The 21269-nt window shown below is 66.7% G+C and carries 19 protein-coding genes; all 19 read right to left on the reverse strand.

Annotated features, from left to right (window positions below; genetic code table 11):
* Window positions 1-31 precede the first annotated feature (31 nt).
* On the reverse strand, window positions 32-1249 hold the full coding sequence (locus tag ACQUSX_RS04495; protein ID WP_428905764.1) for a glycosyltransferase: 1218 nt from the start codon (window positions 1247-1249) through the stop codon (window positions 32-34).
* A complete protein-coding gene (locus ACQUSX_RS04500) occupies window positions 1236-3260 on the reverse strand; it encodes a cell wall-binding repeat-containing protein (protein WP_428905765.1) in 2025 nt (674 codons plus the stop codon). Before ACQUSX_RS04500 ends, ACQUSX_RS04495 begins: the two co-directional genes overlap by 14 nt.
* Entirely contained in the window at window positions 3257-4249 is a 993-nt protein-coding gene (locus tag ACQUSX_RS04505) for a Gfo/Idh/MocA family oxidoreductase (RefSeq protein ID WP_428907586.1), read from the reverse strand. The genes ACQUSX_RS04500 and ACQUSX_RS04505 overlap by 4 nt, the downstream gene beginning before the upstream one ends.
* Window positions 4246-5343 (reverse strand): DegT/DnrJ/EryC1/StrS family aminotransferase, encoded by a 1098-nt coding sequence (locus ACQUSX_RS04510; RefSeq protein ID WP_428905766.1) that lies wholly within the window; start codon window positions 5341-5343, stop codon window positions 4246-4248. Before ACQUSX_RS04510 ends, ACQUSX_RS04505 begins: the two co-directional genes overlap by 4 nt.
* Complete coding sequence (locus ACQUSX_RS04515; RefSeq protein ID WP_428905767.1) at window positions 5340-5948, reverse strand: acyltransferase; 609 nt, start codon at window positions 5946-5948, stop codon at window positions 5340-5342. Before ACQUSX_RS04515 ends, ACQUSX_RS04510 begins: the two co-directional genes overlap by 4 nt.
* Window positions 5945-7177: a glycosyltransferase family 4 protein gene (locus ACQUSX_RS04520; RefSeq protein ID WP_428905768.1), complete on the reverse strand. Its 1233-nt coding sequence runs from the start codon at window positions 7175-7177 to the stop codon at window positions 5945-5947. The genes ACQUSX_RS04515 and ACQUSX_RS04520 overlap by 4 nt, the downstream gene beginning before the upstream one ends.
* A complete protein-coding gene (locus ACQUSX_RS04525) occupies window positions 7174-7590 on the reverse strand; it encodes a DUF2304 domain-containing protein (protein WP_428905769.1) in 417 nt (138 codons plus the stop codon). Before ACQUSX_RS04525 ends, ACQUSX_RS04520 begins: the two co-directional genes overlap by 4 nt.
* Window positions 7587-8315, reverse strand: a complete 729-nt coding sequence (locus ACQUSX_RS04530; RefSeq protein WP_428905770.1) for a glycosyltransferase family 2 protein — start codon at window positions 8313-8315, stop codon at window positions 7587-7589. Before ACQUSX_RS04530 ends, ACQUSX_RS04525 begins: the two co-directional genes overlap by 4 nt.
* 32 nt (window positions 8316-8347) lie before the next feature.
* The gene (locus ACQUSX_RS04535) at window positions 8348-10273 is read right to left on the reverse strand and encodes a DUF6541 family protein (protein WP_428905771.1); all 1926 of its coding nucleotides are present in this window, start codon (window positions 10271-10273) and stop codon (window positions 8348-8350) included.
* On the reverse strand, window positions 10270-11007 hold the full coding sequence (locus tag ACQUSX_RS04540) for an ABC transporter ATP-binding protein (RefSeq protein WP_428905772.1): 738 nt from the start codon (window positions 11005-11007) through the stop codon (window positions 10270-10272). Before ACQUSX_RS04540 ends, ACQUSX_RS04535 begins: the two co-directional genes overlap by 4 nt.
* Window positions 11004-11936: an ABC transporter permease gene (locus ACQUSX_RS04545; protein ID WP_428905773.1), complete on the reverse strand. Its 933-nt coding sequence runs from the start codon at window positions 11934-11936 to the stop codon at window positions 11004-11006. The genes ACQUSX_RS04540 and ACQUSX_RS04545 overlap by 4 nt, the downstream gene beginning before the upstream one ends.
* Before the next feature lie 71 nt (window positions 11937-12007).
* The gene (locus ACQUSX_RS04550) at window positions 12008-14065 is read right to left on the reverse strand and encodes a cell wall-binding repeat-containing protein (RefSeq protein ID WP_428905774.1); all 2058 of its coding nucleotides are present in this window, start codon (window positions 14063-14065) and stop codon (window positions 12008-12010) included.
* 93 nt (window positions 14066-14158) lie between these two features.
* Window positions 14159-15232: a glycosyltransferase gene (locus ACQUSX_RS04555; protein WP_428905775.1), complete on the reverse strand. Its 1074-nt coding sequence runs from the start codon at window positions 15230-15232 to the stop codon at window positions 14159-14161.
* A 78-nt stretch (window positions 15233-15310) separates the two neighbouring features.
* Window positions 15311-16762 (reverse strand): LCP family glycopolymer transferase, encoded by a 1452-nt coding sequence (locus tag ACQUSX_RS04560; RefSeq protein WP_428905776.1) that lies wholly within the window; start codon window positions 16760-16762, stop codon window positions 15311-15313.
* Window positions 16759-17226 carry a 5-(carboxyamino)imidazole ribonucleotide mutase gene (gene purE / locus ACQUSX_RS04565; protein WP_428907587.1) on the reverse strand — a complete coding sequence of 156 codons (468 nt, stop codon included), beginning with the start codon at window positions 17224-17226 and terminating at the stop codon, window positions 16759-16761. Before purE ends, ACQUSX_RS04560 begins: the two co-directional genes overlap by 4 nt.
* 174 nt (window positions 17227-17400) lie before the next feature.
* Window positions 17401-18525 (reverse strand): 5-(carboxyamino)imidazole ribonucleotide synthase, encoded by a 1125-nt coding sequence (locus tag ACQUSX_RS04570; protein ID WP_428905777.1) that lies wholly within the window; start codon window positions 18523-18525, stop codon window positions 17401-17403.
* A gap of 51 nt (window positions 18526-18576) precedes the next feature.
* The gene (locus tag ACQUSX_RS04575) at window positions 18577-19116 is read right to left on the reverse strand and encodes a PH domain-containing protein (RefSeq protein ID WP_428905778.1); all 540 of its coding nucleotides are present in this window, start codon (window positions 19114-19116) and stop codon (window positions 18577-18579) included.
* 88 nt (window positions 19117-19204) lie between these two features.
* A complete protein-coding gene (locus tag ACQUSX_RS04580) occupies window positions 19205-19969 on the reverse strand; it encodes a biotin--[acetyl-CoA-carboxylase] ligase (protein ID WP_428905779.1) in 765 nt (254 codons plus the stop codon).
* A complete protein-coding gene (locus ACQUSX_RS04585) occupies window positions 19970-21256 on the reverse strand; it encodes a CDP-glycerol glycerophosphotransferase family protein (protein WP_428905780.1) in 1287 nt (428 codons plus the stop codon).
* Window positions 21257-21269 lie beyond the last annotated feature (13 nt).

Raw genomic sequence — 21269 nt, forward strand, 5'->3', positions numbered from 1 at the left:
GACCTCAGTCTACGTGGCGGCGCTGGGGAACTCATGAAGGACCGGACGCGCCGAGAAACGGTGCGAGCTTCGCGGCCGATTGGCTGCCGTCATGGATCCGGCGGACAAACTGAACACCGCTGCGGGCGATGGATCGAAAACGCTCCCGATCGGCGATGACCTCAAGGATCCGCTCTTCAACCTGCGCGGCTGTCGCCTCGATGATCGGAAGATCGAGACCGGTCTCCTCGACGACGCGGTCTCTGACGAATGCGCTGACGTGCGACACGACGACACGACCGGCTGCCATGGCCTCACAGGCCGCGACTCCGTAGATCCCGAGTGAGAACTGGTCCAGGACGATATCCGCACGCGCAACCTCGGCAGGCACCCGGTCGGCCGGCAGGCGTCCCGGCATCCGGAGTGTGATCAGTCCTGCACCGTGCATGCGCTCGAGGGTGTCACGGATGAGTTCGGTCCCTTTGAGACCGGCATCACTGGGAGCATGCAGAACGACGGGCCTGTCCCGCTCAAGAACCGGCTGATCCGTCTCCCAACGTTCGATGTCCACGACGACCGGCAGCCACGTGGCCCTCGGGCGATCTCGCAGGAGGTCTGGCGTCGAGACGAACTCAACGCCGTCGAGCTCGTCGAGAACCGCAGCACGTCGGCGCACGCCCTCTTCGAGGCGCTTCGTCAATTCGGCTTCGACGGCGTGAAAGGGCGAATCGGGCTCGTACTCACGGTGGCGAGAGGGCAGGCGTATGTCACTGCCGTGGCAGAGCGACGCGACGGACACTCCTGCCTTCCGCAGCTGGTTGGCTTCACGAACCGGATCATTGTCGAGGGCGAGCCCGAACAGCGGATGCTGGGACTCGGTGATGACGTGCGTGAACTGCTGTGCGACGGCATCGAGCTGCCGACGCCCCCACTTCTGAGACCGCATGACGACCAGTCGCGGCACATGATGGTCAGTCGGATAGCCGAGATCGTGATCCGTACGGTATTGCATACTGACCGCACCGACCCCACGGACCCGCTCGGCTGCCCGCGCCCATGCCCAGCCCTGCCCCGCCGAGTTCAACGGCCCGACGTACAAGCGGATGCCGGTTTCAGGTGCCTGCACCGGCGCGGGAATCTGCGAAGGGGTGAACCCGAACTTGGATGGTCTCAGCCTCATCTGCAGCGACTCCGGGAGAACCGCCAGCAGCTTCCACAGCAGATCGCGGGCACCGAAGGCGCGAATCCGAGAGGAATCAGTGTTCGTCATTCCACACCTCGGAGTCCAGAGGATCGGCGTTCAACGGGGCACCTTGTGCGCTTCGGCGCGCCGAGTACGTCCCCGGTGCGCTCCAGTCCTCGCGCAGCAGGCTCGCCCACTCGGAGAACCGCCGATCACCCGTCAATGTGGCGAGTGTGTCCAGCTGCCAGGAGTGGATCGCGTGGTATTTGGCATCCTGCCAACGCGGCCGCTGACAGAATCCGTCCTGGACGCAGTAGTACGAGACACCGTTCGGGACTCGAATCTTCGGCATCATCGCCAAAACAGTCGTCGCTCCACCATCGAACAGCCGTGCAGCGGTGGGATCCCCCGTAAGGCGCCAGTAGTCGTGGACACCGAACAGTGCGAAGATCTGTCCGTTGAGTACCCGCAGCGGCGGCTGGTCCCCCGCGTACTCCTCGAGATACAGCAGACCGTCGATGATCGTGCTGGACCATGGGCTCTTCGTCGAGCGCGCCTGAAGGAAGCTCTGCCAAGTATGCTCGGCTGCGGTCTCCCACCTTCGCTCACCAGTTTCCTCCGCTAACCGGACGAACAGTGACAGCGCTTGTCCCTGTGCCATTGCCGACCACCACGGTGCGCTCAGAGTGCGGCCGTCGTAGGTCCACGGAAATGTATAGCTGAACCACCAGGCATCGCCGCGCAGCGAGCGCATCTCGATGAGCCGTTCAGCGTTGCGGATGGCGCGAGCACGCCACAGCTCCTCGCCGGTGCGTTCATATTCCTGCAGCGCTGAGATACCGTACTGCGCGTACACGACGGGGTGATCAGCACGCGCGCCGTTGTCTCGCCGCGTATAGATGCGCAGCCCAGTCGCATCAACGGGTTGGGCCGCCGAGCGTACATCAACCGGTGCTCGATCCCCGTACGGAATCGGTGACGCCGTCGTCAAATGCCAGCCGCTTGTCGCGAAATCCATCGACAGCTTCGCGGAATCGGAAGTCGTGCACGGATTGAGCCGGGCGGCCGACGATGAGACCACAGCTGCGCCCCCGAGGGCGACACGTGTAGCTTCACCGAAGGCTGTGACCGCTGAGCGCACTGCTTGCGGCGCACATGTGCGCTGAACGACGAACAAAGGTGCACCCATGCCGCCGGCGAGGGCAGCACCCGCCAGCGCGTCAGGAAAGTCCTCCCCCGTCGCGAGAAACACAGCCGGAGCCGACTCCGGGGTGAAGAACGCCTCATTGATGGATGCCGCTGTCTCGTAGCGTCCGCGCCCCGCGTGACGCTCGACCGCGAATCCGGCCCGCTGAAGCTGCGCCTGCTCGCCTTCGCTGATCGCGCCGTAACCTCCGGCGATAGAGATGCGTGATGCCCCCAGTGCTGTCAGGAGCCGCATCGTGTGGTCCGGCAGGCGCGACTGAGCACCGTCCACCAGCAGCACGGGAGCCGCTTCGGCGCCGGCGGCTCCGGATGCTGCGAGCGCATCCGGGAACGTGCGGCCGGTTGCCAGGAACACGTGACCGGCCCCGGCTGCGCCAAAGGTCGCGGAAACGAGCGCGGCCGAAGTCTTGTAGCGGTCAGCCCCGGCCACGCGAGCGGTCGGCGCCGTCTCAGAAAGTGTTTCCAGCACGCTGGCCGAGATCACGCCGCTGCCGCCGACGACGACAATCCTGTCGGGAGACAGGCGCTTCAGCTCCTGTCGGACTACGTCTGGCACCCGGGTGCGAAGAGTGAGAAGGAGCGGCCCCCCGGCCGACGCGGCTGCTGCGGCGGCTGACAGCGCGTCCGGGTAGTCCTGCCCAGTCGCGACGTAGACGATGGGCACGCCGGGTGCAAAGTTCTTCGAGACCGCCACAGACGTCTCGTAGCGGTCCTCGCCTGCCAGGCGCTCCGTTCCATCAGTCACAGCCGGTCCCGCGTGGATGGTGCGCGCCGCGGGCTTGACGTGAGCGGCGGCGGCCGGCACTGGCGTGAGAAAGGTCCCGATCATCGCAAAAGCGACGACCGCCGCGGCAGCCGCGCCGCGCAGGGTCGTGCGGGCCGCGTTCATCATGCACTCAGGTTACGGGCGGCTCCGCTGCGGGAGGACTCCAGGGCTGCTTCGATGACTGCGAGGGTGCGCTGGCCCTGCTCCATCGTGACGACGTCGGTCTGCTTGCCGAGCACGGCGTCGCGGAAGGCCTCGTGCTCAACGCGCAGCGGCTCGCGCTTGGCGAATGCGTACCGTGTCACGTCCCCTTCGGAGACACCGCGGAAGCTGGAGACCGACTCCCACTCGAGCGGGATGGTGCCGTTGGCGTAGAACGTGAGGTCGCCGGTGGAGGTGTCGGCGACGAAGGCGCCCTTCTCCCCTGTGACCACCGTGAGGCGCTCCTTCATCGGAGAGAGCCAGTTGACGATGTTGTTCACGATGACACCGCTCGCCGTGCGGCCTGTGATGGTGATCATGTCCTCGTGCTCGCGGCCGGACTTGAACGCCGTCTGTGCGAACACTCGCTCATAGTCGGACTGCACCACCCACGCGGTGAGGTCGACGTCGTGGGAGGCGAGGTCCTTCGCCACTCCGACGTCGGCGATGCGCGAGGGGAACGGCCCCTGACGACGGGTGACGATCTGGTAGACCGCCCCGAGCTCGCCGGCCTCGATGCGGCGGCGCAATTCCTGCAGCGCGGGGTTGAAGCGCTCGATGTGTCCGACCGCTCCGACCAGGCCGGCGGTCTTGAACGCATCGACCATGCGCTGTCCGGCTTCCAGCGAGTGCGCGATCGGCTTCTCGACCAGGGTGTGCACGCCGGCAGCAGCCAGCTTCAGCGCCGCATCCTCGTGGAACCGCGTCGGCACGGCGACCACCGCCATATCGAGCCCCGCATCGATCAGCGTGTCGATATCCGGCAGCACCTGCAGATCCCCGGCAACACCATGCGGATCGCCGCCGGGATCGGCCATCGAGACGAGATCCACCCCTTCCAGCTCACGCAGCACACGCGCGTGATGGCGTCCCATCATCCCGATGCCGAGAAGTCCGGCCCGCAGCACCATCAGGAACCGGCCCCAGCGACAGCGTTCACCGCGGTGACGATCCGCTCCAGGTCCGCAGCCGACAGCGACGGGTGCACCGGCAGAGATGCGACCTCACGCGCGGCGCGCTCCGTCTCGGGCAGATTCAGCCCCGGAGCGTACGGCGCGAGGGAAGGCAGTCTGTGATTCGGGATCGGGTAGTACACCCCGGCACCCACCTGGTGCTCCTCCTTCAATGCCTTCACGAACCCGTCGCGATCCTCGGGCACCCGGATCGTGTACTGGTGGTACACGTGCACGGCACCCTCGGCGACCGGCGGGACGACGACTCCCCGCAGGTTCGCGTCCAGGAACGCGGCATTCGACTGGCGGGTCGCCGTCCAGGCATCCACCTTCGTCAGCTGCACACGACCGATCGCCGCATGGATGTCGGTCATCCGCGCGTTGAACCCCACGATCTCGTTCTCGTACTGGCGCTCCATGCCCTGATTGCGCAGCAGCTTCACCTGCCGAGCGAGCTCCGCCGTCGCGGTGGTGACCATGCCACCCTCACCGCTGGTCATGTTCTTCGTCGGGTACAGGCTGAACATCGCGAACTCGCCGAACGACCCCACCGGGCTGCCATCCAACGCTGCACCATGCGCCTGCGCGGCGTCCTCGTACAGCGCGATCTCCCGCTCAGCGGCGATCGCCTCCAGCTCGCGCATCCGCGCCGGGTGCCCGTACAGGTGCACCGGCAGGACACCCTTCGTCTTCGAGGTCACCGCCGCGGCCACCGCCACCGGATCCAATGTGAAGGTCTCCGGCTCGATGTCGACGAACACCGGGGTCGCTCCGGTCAGCGCCACCGAGTTGCCGGTCGCAGCGAACGTGAACGACGGCACGATGACCTCATCGCCCGGACCCACACCCGCTGCGAGCAGACCCAGGTGCAGCCCCGCGGTTCCGGAATTGACCGCTACTGAAGGACGCCCAGGCACGAAGTGCGCCGAGAACTCCTCCTCGAAAGCCGCCACCTCCGGCCCCTGCGCCACCATGCCACTGCGCAGCACACGATCAACCGCCTCGCGCTCGTCGTCGCCGATGATCGGCTTCGCCGGGGGGATGAACTCGCTCACGCGACCTCCTTGGTGAGAATTCCATTGATTTCGAAGTAGCGCGAGCCCGTGGTCGGACACAGCCAGGTCGCGTCGTCGTCTCCTGCAACGAGCGGAACGCCCGACTCCCCCACCCAGCCGATCCGACGGGCGGGCACGCCGGCGACCAGTGCGTGCGGCGGCACGTCCTTCACGACCACGGCACCGGCGGCAACGGTGGCCCAGGCGCCGATCCTGACCGGAGCGACACAGGTCGCGCGTGCGCCGATCGAGGCTCCGCGCTCGATGGTGACGCCGACCGGCTCCCAGTCCTGCGCGCTCTTGATGGTGCCATCGGCGTTGATGGCACGTGGATACGTGTCGTTGGTCAGCACCACCGCGGGCCCGATGAAGACGCCGTCCCCGAGCTTCGCGGGCTCATACACCAGGGCGTAGTTCTGGACCTTGCAGTTGTCGCCCATCTCGACGCCCGTGCCGATGTAGGCGCCACGGCCGACGATGCAGTTCGCACCCATCTTCACGCCTTCGCGCACCTGTGCCAGATGCCAGATGGAGGATCCGTCGCCGATGGACGCGTCTGCGGAGACGTCAGCGGAGTCCACGATCCGCACAGATGAGGAGGTCACGATTTTCGCCTTTCGCTTTCGCCAGATGACCTGCGGGAAGCAGGATCGAGTTTACTCGTCGGCGTCTGCGCAGCTTCCGCGACAACGCGGCCCACATGTTCAGCGACGGCCCGCAGCGAAACGTGCTTCTGAGCCCAGGCCGCGCGCCGCGGACCTTCGTTCGCAGAAGTGCCGTCAACGGCAGCCGTCAGAAGTTCGCGCATCGCGGTCGCAACCGCGTCCGGTGTGAACGCGACCGCCCGTCCGAGTCCAGCCTCTGTGACGAGGTTCGCACCCGCCGATGGTCCGGCGAAGAGCACCGGCGTACCGGAGGCCGCCGCAGCGTAGGTCTTGGTGGGTTTGGCGAAGTCGTAGCCGATGCCTGGCGCGATGCTCACTAGCGACGCGACCGCTCCACGGATCCATGCAGCAGACTCCGCCGGGCTCACCACACCTCCGAAGTCGACTCTGCCTGGCACCAACTCCTGGGCAAGCCGCCGGAGATCGTTCTCCACAGCGCCCTGACCGAAGAATTTCAACCGCACGTCAGGATCGCGGTCTGCAATCTGCGCAAATGCACGAATGAAGACATCCGGCTGCTGCCACTCCGACATCGTCCCGGTATAGACGAAGTAGATCTCCTCGGAGGCAGAATGTCCGTCGGGGGTGAAGATGTCGGTGTCTATTCCGTTGCCTACAGTCGAGATCGCGGCAGAGTCGGCGCCGAGCAGGGTGAGGCGTTCCGTCACCTCATCGGAGACCGAGATGATGCTGTGTGCTCGGGTCAGCACAGCGTGCTCCATCCAGCGCATCACTGACACGACGATGCGAGGTGCGCCCATCGAGATCACCCCGTCAGTCCACACATCGGCCGCGTAGTACACGAATGGACGACGACGAACCGCGGACGCCAGCGCCACCACCAGCCCGGTGGTCGGCGGCGACTCGGCGACAGCCACGTCGTACTTCGTGCAGAGCAGGCGTGCCACCAACGGCACGTCGAAGCTCATGTACTGCACGTATCCGCGGACGTTGCCACCCGCGTCCCTGAGCACCGGCCAACGTCGGACTTCCACGCCGAGGGCATCCTTGGCCTGTGGGGCATGGGAAGGGGGGCGCGTGGTGAGCACGCGCACGGTCCAGTCGCGCCTCACGAGTGCTCGGGCAAGGGCTCCAAGCCGGAAGGCACCTGCGCTGACTTCCGGCGGGAAAAGCCTCGAAGCGATCACCGCACGGTTCCTGGCCGTCATGCTGTGCGTCCCTCTTGCGGGCCGTCGGACGGCTCGGCGTTCGGATTCTCGGCGTCCGTTGCGCTCTCGAGAAGCTGGATGCGCCTCTCATGAAAGGCTGCTTCCTCAGCAAGGACGCGCAGCTTCTCTTCCACGCGTGTCAGCTCGGCACCGTACTGAAGACTCACCAGGAACAACAGTGCGATCGCGACGAAGAACACGAGGTTCACCGGCACGACAATCCCAAGAGCCGCGGCAGCCCAGCCGAGCGTCTGCGGGAACACCGCGATCACCAGCGCCATCAACCCACCGACGAACCACCACACGGCGTGGCGCTCGCGCAGTGTGCCGCGCCGCATGAGTTCGATGATTGCGATCAGCGCGAGCAAGGCCGCGAGGATCCCGAAAACATAGGTGATCGTGCTCATGTTCATGCGTCATTCCTCACACGGGCCCGCGGTCGGATCATCGCCAATCCGAACGCCGCGCACGCCCGCACGAGATAGACCGCGGCCTTGATGGGGCGGTGCGATGGCACACCCGCCTGACGGGCCCGCATCGAAACCGGGATCTGCTGGATCCGCAGCCCCGCTCTGGCTCCGATTACGAGAGCCTCGATCGTGTCACCGAGGTACTCGGCCGGGAAACTATCGGCGAAAAGCGCGATCGCTCGTGGGCCCGCCGCTTTGAACCCGCTCGTGACATCCGTCAGCTTCGCACCCGCGACTCGGCTGATCACCCAAGCGAGGAGACGCATTGCCCATTTTCGTGGACCGCGCACGCCGTAGTCACCCCTACCGGCGAACCGTGCGCCGATCACAAGATCCGTATGCTCGAGTCGGGCGATCATCTCAGGAATCATCGCCGGGTCATGCTGGCCGTCGCCGTCGACCTGAATGACCACACGGTAGCCGTGCGCCTCCGCAAATCGGTAACCGGCCCGCATCGCGCCACCGACACCGAGATTGAACGGAAGGCGAAGGATGTCCGCGCCGCCCGCTCTGGCTCGATCAGCGGTCGCGTCACTCGAGCCGTCGTCGATCACGACACACCGGGCGCGGGGAATCGCGTCGCGCACGTCGCGGACCACGTCCGCGACGGAGTTCTCTTCGTTCAACGCCGGAATCACGACGAGAACGGGTAGATCAACCGGACGCATCACACCAGATTCTATCTAAATGTCCCACCGCACTACTGAGCGCACGCCGTGATGCGCCACAGGGAGACGTCCCCCACCGATGTGACCAGTTCGAAACCAGGCTGCCCAGCGAAATCCGTCATCCCCGGCATCACATAGCGACCAGGGCTGTTGTCTCCGGGACCGAAGTCCAGTACATACTCGGGATTCTCGAGGACAGCCAGCGCGTCGCAGACAGCGGAGTCGGAGGCAGCCTCGCGTAGCCCGGAAGCGATCTCCTGCCACGCGGCAGTCGTGGGTGTCGCCCAGGTGCGCGGATACACGTCGAGTCCGCTGATGAAGTACCCGAATCCGCTTCCCGTCGACGGGTTGCCGATGATTCGCGCATCTGCTGGAACGTACTCGGGCAGCTTTCGGAGAAGTTCCCGCTCGTCAGGGCTAAGGAACGCATCCGCGGATGCCAGATAGCGGGACTCACGATCGAACGTGCCCTGGGTCACCGCTGGCATCGCGACGGGGCGCACGATGATCAGCACGATCATGAACGCCACAGTCGCCCCGAGGCCCACGAGCGTCGACGCGGGCTCTGCGGATCGCCTGAATCTTGCCGAGATCGCGCGCACCAGGGCATCTGCGCCGATCGCAGCGAGCGGGATGACCACAATGGGCGCCAAAGATGCGATCCGGTATGGGTCGGCATACCACGCGCCGAGGATGCCGACACGGATGACTGGCGCACCGATGGCAGCCACCATCAGGTAAAGCGCCGAGATGCCGGCCCACGCGACGGCGAACCACCGCAGCGCCACGGCCCTCGCCGCCACGATGAGACCGACCAGCATCAGGGCGCTGACGCCGAATGCGAAGGGGATCGTCACCTGTCCGTTCAACAGCACATCGAGGAACACTTCGAGCTTGCCGCGGAAGGGAGGCCAATGCGAGCCGGAGGTGCCCTGCGCAAGGTACAGCCAGATCGCCACCACGACGGCCCAGAGCATGACCACGCTCACCAGCACCCACGGCCACCGCCAATCAGCGAGATGGGAGAAGATCTGGAACGTGAGCCAGACGGCACAGACCGCCATCCACGGCAGGATGCCGGCGGGCTGAGCAAGCAGGATCGCCGCGACTCCTACGAGAATCAGCAACGCGACCCGGACGACATGTGCCGCCTTTCGTGTGGCTCCAGCCCAGCGCGGCACAGTGATCACCAGGGCTACCGCCGCCGGGATCATGGCCGTCGACAGAGCATTCGGGAACAGCACGCCCCACTGGAACATCAGCAGCGGGAAGGTCTGCAGGGCGCCGGCGAGGATCGCCGCGTACGCGGCCACAGCCGACGACGTCGTCACGGCGCGGGCCAGCCACGCGATGCCGAGCGGCCAGATCACCGCTGCGATCACCAGCGTGAACATATTGGCAGCTACCGTGATCTCAGCACCTGTCAGCAGCACGACGAGCGAGACGATTCCGTGCCACGCGGCCGGATAGAAGCTTCGACCGCCTATCACCGAATTCACGTGGAGCGACGAGGCGTTGTCGGTCTCGAGGATGTAGCGGATCGCGTTCATGTGGAACACAGCGTCATTCGTCTGCGAAACGCCTGAAGGGTCCTGCACATACGCGACGACGCGCCAGATCGACAGCGCGATGCCGGCACCGATTGCCGCGGGAAGGATCCATCGCAGCGGCGACGGCGCCGCATCGCTCAGCCGACCGCCGCTCCAGCGACCGACGAGCAGCGCGACAGGAACCAGAACCACCATCGCCAGCGCCCACGGCAGAGGGCCCCAGGGAATTCCCGCTTCTCCAAGGAGCAACGCGACCACAGCAGTCGCCGCGACGGTGAACAGCGGAGCTGACGCCAACAACGGCAGGCCGCGCAGGCCGGCGAAACCGAACGCGAGGATGCCAGGGACGAAGACGATGCCTGCAGTCACCAGCAGAACCGGCAATTGCGTGAACCAATCGATAATCACGCGGCATCCACCAAGGCGATCGCGCCCTCGAGTTCGCCGTCGTAGATCACTTCGCCCTTGCGGATGACCACGCCCCTCGTGCACAGGTCGCGGACCATCTCCATGTCATGGCTGACCACGACGAGGGTCTTGCCTGCGGCGATGAGCTCCTCGAACTTCTGGCGGCACTTCTCGCGGAACGGCACGTCGCCGACCGAGAGGATCTCGTCCATCAGCAGCACGTCGAGCCGCACATGGATCGCCACAGCGAACGCCAGCCTCAGGAACATGCCGGACGAGTAGTGCTTGACCTCCTGGTCGATGAACTCCTCGATCTCGCTGAACGCCACGATGTCGTCATAGCGCTCCTCGATCTCCGCCTTCTTCATACCGAGGATCGCCGCGTTCAGGAAGACGTTTTCACGTCCGGACAGCTCGGGGTGAAAACCCGCCCCCACCTCTATGAGGCCGGCGACCCGGCCACGCGTGAGCACCTCGCCCGCATCCGGTTCCATCACTCCGGAGATGAGCTTCAACAGCGTGGACTTTCCGGAGCCGTTCATGCCGAGGATCGCGACGGACTCGCCCTCGCCGATCACCAGGTCGATGCCCTTGAGCGCTTCGAAGGTCGACGAGAGCTTGCGCCGACGGATCCACGACACGACGGTGTCCTTCAACGAGAACGCGTGGTTCAGGGTGAACGTCTTTCGGACGCCATCGATGATGATGCTCGGACGGAGCGCTGTGTCACTCATAGATCCTGTGCGAACTTTCCTTCGAGGCGACGGAAGACCAGCTGCCCGAGCAGCAGCGTCGCGACGGCGATCAATGCCGTCCACAGCGTGTTCATGGCGAGGTTCGGCGGCAGCGGCACCAGCGCGTCGCCGACGTAGCCGGCTGCGCTCACCAGATCCTCGGTGGCCGGGCGCCAGAATGCGTAATGGAACAGCTGCACGCCCTGTGTGATCGGGTTAAGCAGATAGACGTCGACGAGCCAGCTCGGCCACTGCAGCTTGTTTACGATGGCATCCTGCACCATCGTCCAGGAGTAGAGCACCGGGGACGCCCAGGTCGCGAGCAACAACATCAGCTCGACGATGTTCTCCGCGTCCCGGAAGCGGACGTTGACGGCGCCGAAGAGCAGACCGAGCCCGAGCGAGAAGACCATGACGATGCCTATTCCAGCCAGCGCTGCGAGCACGCCCAGAACGGTGATGTGTCCTGCCCACCCCATCAGCAGGCAGACCAGCAGCAGCAGACCCGCCTGCGGCAGGAAGTGCACGAACGATACGAGCACCGCTGAGACGGCGAAGAGCTGACGGGGAAGGAAGACCTTTCGCACCAGCGCGGCATTGCCGACGATCGACGTCGTGGCGTTCTTGAAGCCCTCGGAGAAGAGGTTGATGACGACGATGCCGGAGAACAGGTAGACCGCGTAGTTCGGAACGCGATCGAGGTTCATGAAGATGCCGAGGACGACCCAGAACACCAGGAACTGCGCGGCCGGGCGCACGTACGACCAGAGCCATCCGAGCACGGAGTTGCGGTAGCGCGTTGTGACGCCGGTATGCACCAGCAGGCGCAGCAGATAGCGCCAGCGCACGACGTCGATCAGACCGTGGCTCTTGCCGGGGGTGTCGAAATCGGAGCGCGGCACAAGAGCAAATGGATCGGTGATCGTCAAGAGGGCTCCAGCCGAAGGGTCGCTGGGTTCATTCTATCCAGTGCGAAACCGCGCGCGCTGAACGATGGAGGTCAGCAGCGACGCAGCGCAGCGACTCCCGCGTCCAGGACTGCGGGCCCGCCGACGAGGACCGCGGAATCCGAGCCACGCTGCTGCATGAAGTCGGCTGCGGTGCGGACAACGCAGGACTGGCCCGTGAGCAGGAGCGGAACTTTCCAACGACCGGCGAGCACTGACGCCGGCAGAGCGTCGGCGAATCCCATGCCCGAGGCGAACAGCACCTTGAGCGCACTTCCCGGGAAGTACTTCCTGACGACCGCGTCGTTGGTGGCATAGCGGTCGGATCCAGCCAGCCGGGTGACCGTCAGACCTGCCTTCACAAGATCCTGTTCGATGCGAGCGTCGACGACACCGGTACCTCCCACGATCGTCGCCGACTTCGCACCGATCTTGCGGAGTGTCGCCAGCGCCGGAGCATCCAGCTGTCGAGCCGCACCGTTGACGAGCAGCACGGGCGCGCCGATGCCGTTCGCCACCGCAGCGGCGCTAAGGGCGTCGGGGTAATCGCGACCCGTAGCGATGAGAACGTCTGCGCTCGCCCCGCCGAGCTCTGCCGCCGCTTGCGAGGTCGCGTATCGGTCTGCCCCTGCCAACCGCTCGATCTTCGCTGCGGGAACAGCTGCTGCGACCTGATCGGCGACCCTCTTCGAGAGCACGCCGGTGCCGCCGACCAGCACCACACGATTCGGCGAGAGCCGCTTGATCTCCGCTGCGACCTCGGTGGGCAGACTGCCGGCGGGCGTCAGCAGCAACGATGCCGAAGCTTTTCCTGCTGCGGCAGCGCCGCTGAGCGCATCGGCGTAGTCGAGGCTCGTGGCGAGCATCACCGTGCCGGTGCCCGTCGGCCATGCAGCGCGGGAGACCTCGATGGCCGTCGTCTCCCTGGTGCGACCGGACAGCCTTGCGACCGACACTCCCTTGACTGTGGTGGCCGAAGAGGTCGCCACGCCGTCCGCGTATCCACTGCGCTTCGCGACCACTCGGACGCTCACCCCGGACCCCGCGTCGGCAGGCGTCAACGAGTAGTTCTGCTGTGTGGCGCCGGAGATGGCCGCACCGCCTCTATACCACTGGTAGGCCAGGCTGGTGGGCGCCGGGGAGACTGCAGCCGATGCGCGGACGACCTGACCGACTGTGAACTGGCCCTCGGCCCGAACAGCACCCATCTGGAACGTCGAGATGCTGGTCGGCCCGAACCAGTCGGTGAAGTAGTTGTAGAAGTTCCGATTGCCGTAGCTCGAGCACGAGTCACCCGTACCGTAGCCGGCCTTCATCGCCGCTGCGTTGGGCTGATAGGGCGTGTAGTAGTAGAGCGCAGACGTCGCCTTGTTGGCGACCCTGACGGGCGCGGTGCCGCAGCTCTTGTTGGGGTGGTACAGGATGTTCCACGTCTTTCCCGGTGCGTACCAGTTGAAGTACTTGCCCTCCATGTACAGCTGCATCTGGCGCGCTGCACCGTAGATCTGGTGGAAGAAGCCGACGAACTTCGGGTCGCACGGTGCCGTGTCCGGACATCCCTGCCCGAGCGCGATGTCGTACCGCCAGGCGCTGGGCCAGGTGTGGGTGATCAGGCCCTGCTCCTTCTGGAGCATGACGATGAGCACCTGCGGGTTGATGTTGCACGCTTGCGCGACGCGGTGGATGATGCGCGCAGCCGTCTCGCCCTTGGCGCCCGTGTAGCCCTTGCAGTACGCGTCGGCCGGCATGGTCACCGAGTTGATCTTGAAGTCCTTCAGGCAGACGATCGGACCGTACTTGTCGCTGCCGCCACGGCAGGTCGACACCTTCGAGTTGAAGAACGCCTGGATCTGCGCCTCGGTCATCGTGGCCTTGTTGGTGAACACGGCGTCGCTGATGATGTTGCCGGCGTTGAGTCCGGCCAGTGACATCTTCGCAGGACCTCCGGCGAGACCGGTCGACGACACGGATGCTGTCGCAGGAACCGCCGACGCCGAAGCCGCCGAAACGGGCGCCGCGGTACCCAGGACGAGGCCGACGACCGCGAGCAGAGTGACGAGCCAGCGGGCTGTTCGGGACGTGCGGGCGCCGCGGGTTCCATGTGAAGGCATGTGAACAGTGTGACGCAAGTTGCGCAATGATGCCAGCGCGGCGGAATATCGGCTGATTCGACCCGGCGCGTCGCGGGTATTCGCAGACAGTTCTCAGAGCTCTGCGTGCAGCGCCCAGATCCGTTCCGCCGAACTCGCCCACGAGAACGCACGAGAGCGATCGGACGCCAGCACGCGCAGCCGCCGCTCCCCCGCGCCGAGGGCATCCTCGAGAGCCTCGTCCAATTCGCCGGCTGGGATCACGGACCCGCCGTCGGCGATGACATCGTGGTTCATCCCGGACTCGACGGCGACCAATGGCACTCCCAGCGACATCGCCTCGACAGCGCGCCACGGCCACGTCATGGTCGTCGCCGTCGCGACCAGCGCGGCCGCACCGCCGAGCACCGCGGCCCGGTCGTCGTCGATCAGCGCACCTCGAATGTGCGCACGGCGCTCCGGCAGGCCGGTCGCTGCGGCGGCGTCCGCGAGCTCGGGCTCGGAGCCGTCCGCGGCACCCAGCACGACGACGTCGATGTCGAGTCTCGCGGCGGCGCGGAATCCATGCGCCATCGACTCTGCGTCGCCGGTGACGACGACATAGCGCTCGGGCAGCAGCAGGTCATCGCGCCGGCGCGCAGCATCCGACGGCACTTCGAAGCCGGAAGGCGCCGCCCCCGCGATGACGCGGATGCGATCGCCGAGCCTCGCCAGCTCAGCGAGGCGCGCGGCCATCGCGTGCGAGGGAACGACGACGGCATCCGCGTGCTTCACGGCGCGCTTGAGCATGGCCTTGTGCCAGGCGACGGCGGGCTTCGGCATGGAACCGGGCGCTTCCCATGCGTCCAGATCCCACAGCGTCACCGTCGTCTGATCGTTGTCGTGCACGCGGTCGTGACGCACCAGCGGGGCCATCAGGCTGGGCGCGTGGATGAGGCCGCCTCCGACGCCGGGGGTGATTCCCATCTGCCAGGCTCCGGCCAGCTCCCTGCGTCCGAACGGCAGCGTCCGCACGTCCTGAACGCCCTGCAGAGAGAGCTCCGCGCCGCTGGGCACGATGGCCGAGACTCCACAACCACGAGGCGCCGTCTGCACCAGCCCGGTGGTCAGAGCAACCGCGGCACTCGCCTGATCAGCATCGACGACATGCACCGTCTGATCGAGGACGACACGCAATTGCACACTCATGGAGTCATGTTATCCGCGGGATGCTGAGAGGCTCCGAAGCCTCACCGCGCGCAACTCAGCCTGAGCGCGGTGCGCCCGTCACGGCGCCGGAGTCTCGGTCACCGGCGGGTGCAGCGCGGCGTTCACCATCTCATGGATCAGTTCGAAGTCCGGCTCGCCCTCTTCGATCCCGTTGTCAGGGGTCAGCTCGATCTCGGTGACCTGCTGCTCCTTGGCCTTCATCATCAGGTCGAAGAACTCGGGCAGCTTGTCCTTCGGCAGATCGGTCTGCACGATCGCGGTTCCGGCTTCGGCGATCTCATTGAACCGGGTGAGCACGTTCTGCGGCGTGAACTGGTCGAGGATGGCGACCTGCAACTCACGCTGGCGCTTCATGCGGTCGTAATCACTCGTCGTGTACCGAGAGCGGGCGTACCACTGCGCGGTCTCGCCATCCATGCGCTGCTTGCCAGGCTCGATCCACCCGGTCGCCCACTCCTCGACCGACTTGCCGGTCTTGCCAGGCCCGCCGCCCTCGGGCAGGCGCTCCTTGACGTCGATCTCGACGCCGCCGAGCGCGTCGATCATCTGAGCGAAGCCGTCCATGTCGACGAACACGTAGTACGGGATCTCGATGCCGAGAACGCCCTCGGCGGCGTCCTTGGTCGCCTCGATGCCTGGTGCGGAACCGTGTGCGGCGGCATCCGGGTACAAACCGGTCCCCTGGTCGTCGCGGCAGACCTCCGCAGCGTGGCGCACGTGGTTCATCCACGGATCCCAGCCGCATGTCTGATCGGCGTGCCCTTCGAACCCGTCCGGGTATTCAGCGAGCATGGGACTGCCCTCGCTGAACGGCGCGCCGCTCAGCTCGCGCGGGATGCCCGTGATCGTCACCGCGCCGGAGTCGGCGTTCACCGAAACGACCGAGATGCTGTCGAAGCGCATGGAGTCTCGTCCGTCGCCGCTGTCGGCGCCGAGCAGCAGGATGTTGTAGTACCCGTCGCTCGGGGGCAGACTCGGCCCGCCGCTGCCGAACAGCGTCGTCAGCGCGCCGCGGCTGGACGCCGCGACGGTCGATGCGTACACCGTGCCGGAACCCACCAGGGCGAGAACGAGGATGGATGCCACCGGCAGCGCCCACCGCGAGATCGGCGGCACTTTGACGAGCCGCACCTGCCGCAGCGTGTCGATGGTCAGCACCACCCACAGCACCACGTACCCGAGCAGCAGCACCTGGACGAGCGTCAGCATGATCCACGACAGCGGACCGGCGAAGAGCCAGACAAGGGCCGGCTGCGCGAACAGCGCCAGTCCCCCGGCGACGATGAGCAGGAACCAGCCCAGCAGCGTCGCGCCGAGACCGAAGCGTCCCAGGCGCCGATTGCCCGCGAGGATCTGGGCGGAGCCGGGGATGAGCACGTTGAGTACGACCAGCCACCAGCCGCGCCGGCCCATCTGCCCCGCGTCGCCGGCATCCGGGTTGCGCAGCGGACGGGTCTCGATCAGCGGGCGCGCACCTCGCTCGGAGGCGCGCGGCGCCGCCAGCGTCACAGCGAGTCCTTCAGCCGCTGGTTCTTCTGCTCGACCTGGCCCTCGAGGTCACGCGCATACGCCTCGACACGGTCGGCAAGATCGGCGTCGGAGGTTCCGAGAATGCGTGCCGCGAGGATGCCCGCGTTGCGCGCGCCGCCGATCGACACGGTGGCGACCGGGATGCCAGCCGGCATCTGCACGATCGACAGCAGCGAATCCATGCCGTCGAGGTGCGCCAGGGGCACCGGCACGCCGACGACCGGGAGCGCGGTGAGAGATGCCAGCATGCCGGGCAGGTGCGCCGCTCCCCCTGCGCCGGCGATGACGACTCGGATGCCACGGCTGCGCGCCTCGCGACCGTAGGCGACGAGCTTGTCGACGGTGCGGTGAGCCGAGACGACCTCGACCTCGTGCGGGATGCCGAAGTCGGTGAGCGCCTGGGAGGCGTCGCTCATCACGCGCCAGTCGGCGTCGGAACCCATCACGACGCCGACCAGGGGCGAGCTCGAGGAATGCAGTGGCTCAGTCACCATGACAGGGTACCTTGCAGCGCTCGCGCCGCGCGTGAGCGCAACCCGGTCATCGAGCGAGTTCGGCGGAGCCGATCGAGTCGAAATGTGAGAATGTCGCAGCGGCACGCGTCGGCGTCGATCGGGTCAGGAGAAGTGCGCAGCCGCCGCACGGGCGGTGTACACGACATCGTCGAGGTCGTCGCCTGTCACGTTGACGTGTCCGACCTTCCGGCCGGGGCGCGGCGCCTTGCCGTACGTGTGGATCTTGGCCTCGGGATGCTGTGCCATCGCCGGCTCGAACCGGTCGGCGAGCGAGCCATCGGCGGGACCGCTGAGGATGTTGACCATCACGGTCCACTCCTCACGCGGCGTCGTGCGCCCGAGCGGCAGGTCGGCGACCGCACGCAGGTGCTGCTCGAACTGCCCCGTCACCGCGCCGTCCTGGCTCCAGTGCCCGCTGTTGTGCGGGCGCATCGCCAGCTCGTTCACCAGGATGCGCTCATCGTCCGTCTCGAACAGCTCCACGGCCAGCATCCCCGTCACGCCGATGCCCTCCGCAATCTGGCGGCCTATCTGCTCGGCGATCTGCGTCAGCCGCGACGTGGCACCCGGGGCCGGCGCGAGCACTTCAGCGCACACGCCGTCGCGCTGCACCGTCTCGACGACCGGGTAGGCGGCCATCTCGCCACCCGGACGGCGCGCGATCTGCTGCGCGAGCTCACGGGTGAACGGCACGAGCTCCTCGACCAGCAGCGCGTCGCCCTCGGCGAGCGCGTCGAACCAGTCCTGCGCGTCGGCGCCAGAGCGCACGATCCGCACACCCTTGCCGTCGTATCCGCCGCGCGGGGTCTTCACGACCGCGCCACCGCCATGGTCGTCGATGAAGGCCTGCAGCTCCTCGCGATCGCGCACGGGCGCCCAATCCGGCTGCGGCACGCCCAGTTCGCTCAGACGCGCCCGCATGACCAGCTTGTCCTGCGCGTACTGCAGTGCATCCGGCCCCGGGTGCACCTGCACGCCATCCGCAACCAGCGCGCGCAGCACATCCTGCGGCACATGCTCGTGGTCGAAGGTGACGACGTCGACGTCGCGCACGAAGGCGCGCACCGTCTCGAGGTCGCGGTAGTCGCCGACGGCGGTCGCTGCCAGCTGCGCCGACATCCCCTCGTCTTCTGCGAGGACTCGCAGTTCGAGGCCGAGTTCGACCGCAGGCGCGATCATCATCCGGGCGAGCTGCCCTCCGCCGATCACTCCCACGCGCACTGTCATCGCGCCCCTTTCGTCGCACCCATTCTCGCCTACTTCGCGCAGGCGGTCGACTCACAGCGAGCCGGGCTGCGCTTCGCGATGTGCCAGGATCTGGTTGACCTCCACCTGGTCGGCGAGTGTCTCGTGCACGAGGTTGACGCTCGGGATGTTCTGCAGGCGCAGCGGGGCGTCGATGCCGTTGCTCAGTGTGATCGTGCCGGCGCCCCACAGCCGCTGCAGCGGGCCGCGGCGCACAGCGATCGAATATCCGCGGGTGTGCGACAGCTCACGGCGGCGGCGCGAGCCCAGTCCGTCGCGCACGATGACGCGTCGGGTGGTGATCGTGTAGCTGCGCGAGAGCCAGACGAGGAACGGCACCGCCACCAGCAGCAGCAGCACGACTGCGGCGGCGCTGAGCAGCATCCAGTTCTCGTACGGCTCGGGAAGCCCGTCGTAGAAGTAGGCGGTGGCCCCGCAGACAGCGATGAACACCAGCGCCGACCAGAGCAGCCGACGGGCATGTCCGCGGAATCGGGCGACCAGCAGCTCTTCCACGGGCGCGCCCGGCGGCGGCATCATCGGCCGCCCACCGAGAGTCACGGGCTGTGTCACAGTCTCATTCTGCCTTCGTCCGCCGACATCGCACGCAGGCAGACAGCGCGTGTCAGGCAGACAGCGCGTGTCAGGCAGACGGCGCGTGTCAGGCCAGACGCGCGTGCACTACGTCGCCGGATGCCACGGCGCGCTCCTGGGTGCCGTCATCCACGATCAGGCGGCCGTCGGCGTCGAGTCGGCGCGCGCGGCCGTGCAGCAGGCTGCCGTCCGGCAGCGAGACGTCGACGTCCGCGCCCAGGGTCAGGCAGTGCGCGGTCACCTGCTCGTGCAGCTTCGACATCACCGCATCCTCTGTGCGGATGAGCTCGCGCGCGATGGCGTCGATCCGGCTCAGGTAGTCGGCGAGCAGTCGATCGACATCGACCTCGACGCCCAGCGCGGCGAACGAGGTGGCGGTCGGCACCGGCAGCTCGTCCGCAGTCATCGCGGTGTTCACGCCGGTTCCGACGATGATCGACTCGCCCGCGACCTCGGCGAGGATGCCGCAGATCTTGCGACCGTCGACCAGCACGTCGTTGGGCCACTTCAGACCGACGCGATGCTCTGGCAGCTGCGCTGCGACAGCATCCGTCATCGCGACACCGGCCGCCAGCGGGATCCAGCCTCGCGCATCGACCGCACCGGGGAGCTCACGCAGCAACACCGAGATCGCGAGCGCGGCACCGGGGGGTGTCGTCCAGCGGCGATCCAGCCGCCCGCGACCCGCCGTCTGCGAATCGGTCAGCAGCACCGACAGGTGCGGCCAGGCGACGGCATCCGACTCATGCATCCGCAGCTCGGCGTTCGTCGAGCCGCACTCGGGCAGCACCGTCAGCCGCGCTGCCGCGGAACGGGCGTGGGGCAGGTCCATTCAGTCCTCGTCGTCCTCGTCGCCGTCATCGTCGTCCTCTTCGTCGACATCGACGTCGTCTTCGACGTCGCGGCCGTGCCAGTCATCCCACTTGTGCATGAGCTGCTCGATCGCGGCGTGGAACTTCTCGGTGGCGACGCCAGGGGTCGTGTCGCCGAAGTAATGCTGCACCCAGATGCGCAGACGTGCGACGGCCTCCTCGTCCTCACTGACCCGGTCGACTTCGGCGACGATGTCGCGCGAGCCCTCGACCGTCAGCCACTCACAGGCGGAGAGGTAGCCCTTGGTGTCGATGGATGCCCGCTCGTCGCCAGGTCTGGTGATCAGCAGCGGCTTGCCGGCTGCCAGCCGGTCGTAGACCATGGCCGAGATGTCGACGATCGCGACGTCGGCCGCGGCCATCTGCCACCCGAGTTCGGGGCCGTCGTCGTGCACGTGCTGAGCGCCGGGGTCGGCGGCATTGGCCGCGGCGATGGCCGCGAGGATGCGGCGGTGCGCCTCGCCGTAGGCGTCGTCCACCACGCCGCTGCGCGGATGCGGACGATAGATGACCCGGTGCCGGCCGGTGGCGAGCAGGCCGGCGATGATGGCCTCGCCGTGCGTGGCGATCGATCCGTAGTGCGCCGACGGGCGATCCCCCTCCCAGGTCGGCGCGTACAGCACGACCATGCGCTCGTCCGGCGTGTACGGCAGCGTTCCCGAATAGTGGTCGGCCTGCGGACGGCCGATCTCGATCGTGCGGCGCTCGATGTCGTAGTCCCAGAGCGTGCGGCTGAGGCGATCGCGGGCGGCCTGACCTGCCACCAGCGCGTAGTCGTACGCCTTGTACTGGTTGGTGGTCATGTACATCTTGTCGGACTCGCCGTGGTTGATGAACACATGCCAGCGACGCCCGTACCGGAACATCTGGAAGTTGCGGGTGTTCTGGTTCACGTAGAGGACGATGCGGATGTCCTGCTTCGCGATGAACTTCTCGAGGTTGCGCACGGTCGGCACGAACGCCACCGGCGGTCCGTCCTCGGCGATGAGCTTCTCAGCCCCGGTGGCGCTGCGCGAGAGCACCACGACCGGCCAGCGCTCGGCCAGCAGCTCGAGGGGCCGATACCACTGGCGCATCTGGTACATGTTGACCGCGCCGTCCGCGAAGTACACGGCGATCTTGTAATGCCCCTGCGGGTGCGGACCCTGGCTGGAGAGGGTCCGTCTGACCCGCTGCACGGCCGACCGCGAGGCAAGAGCCTTCGTCAGGAGCCGATACGCCTTCTTTCCATCTGAGACGACACCCATCACTCCAGGATAC

This window comes from Microbacterium alcoholitolerans, from assembly GCF_050408615.1.
Taxonomy (GTDB): Bacteria; Actinomycetota; Actinomycetes; order Actinomycetales; family Microbacteriaceae; genus Microbacterium.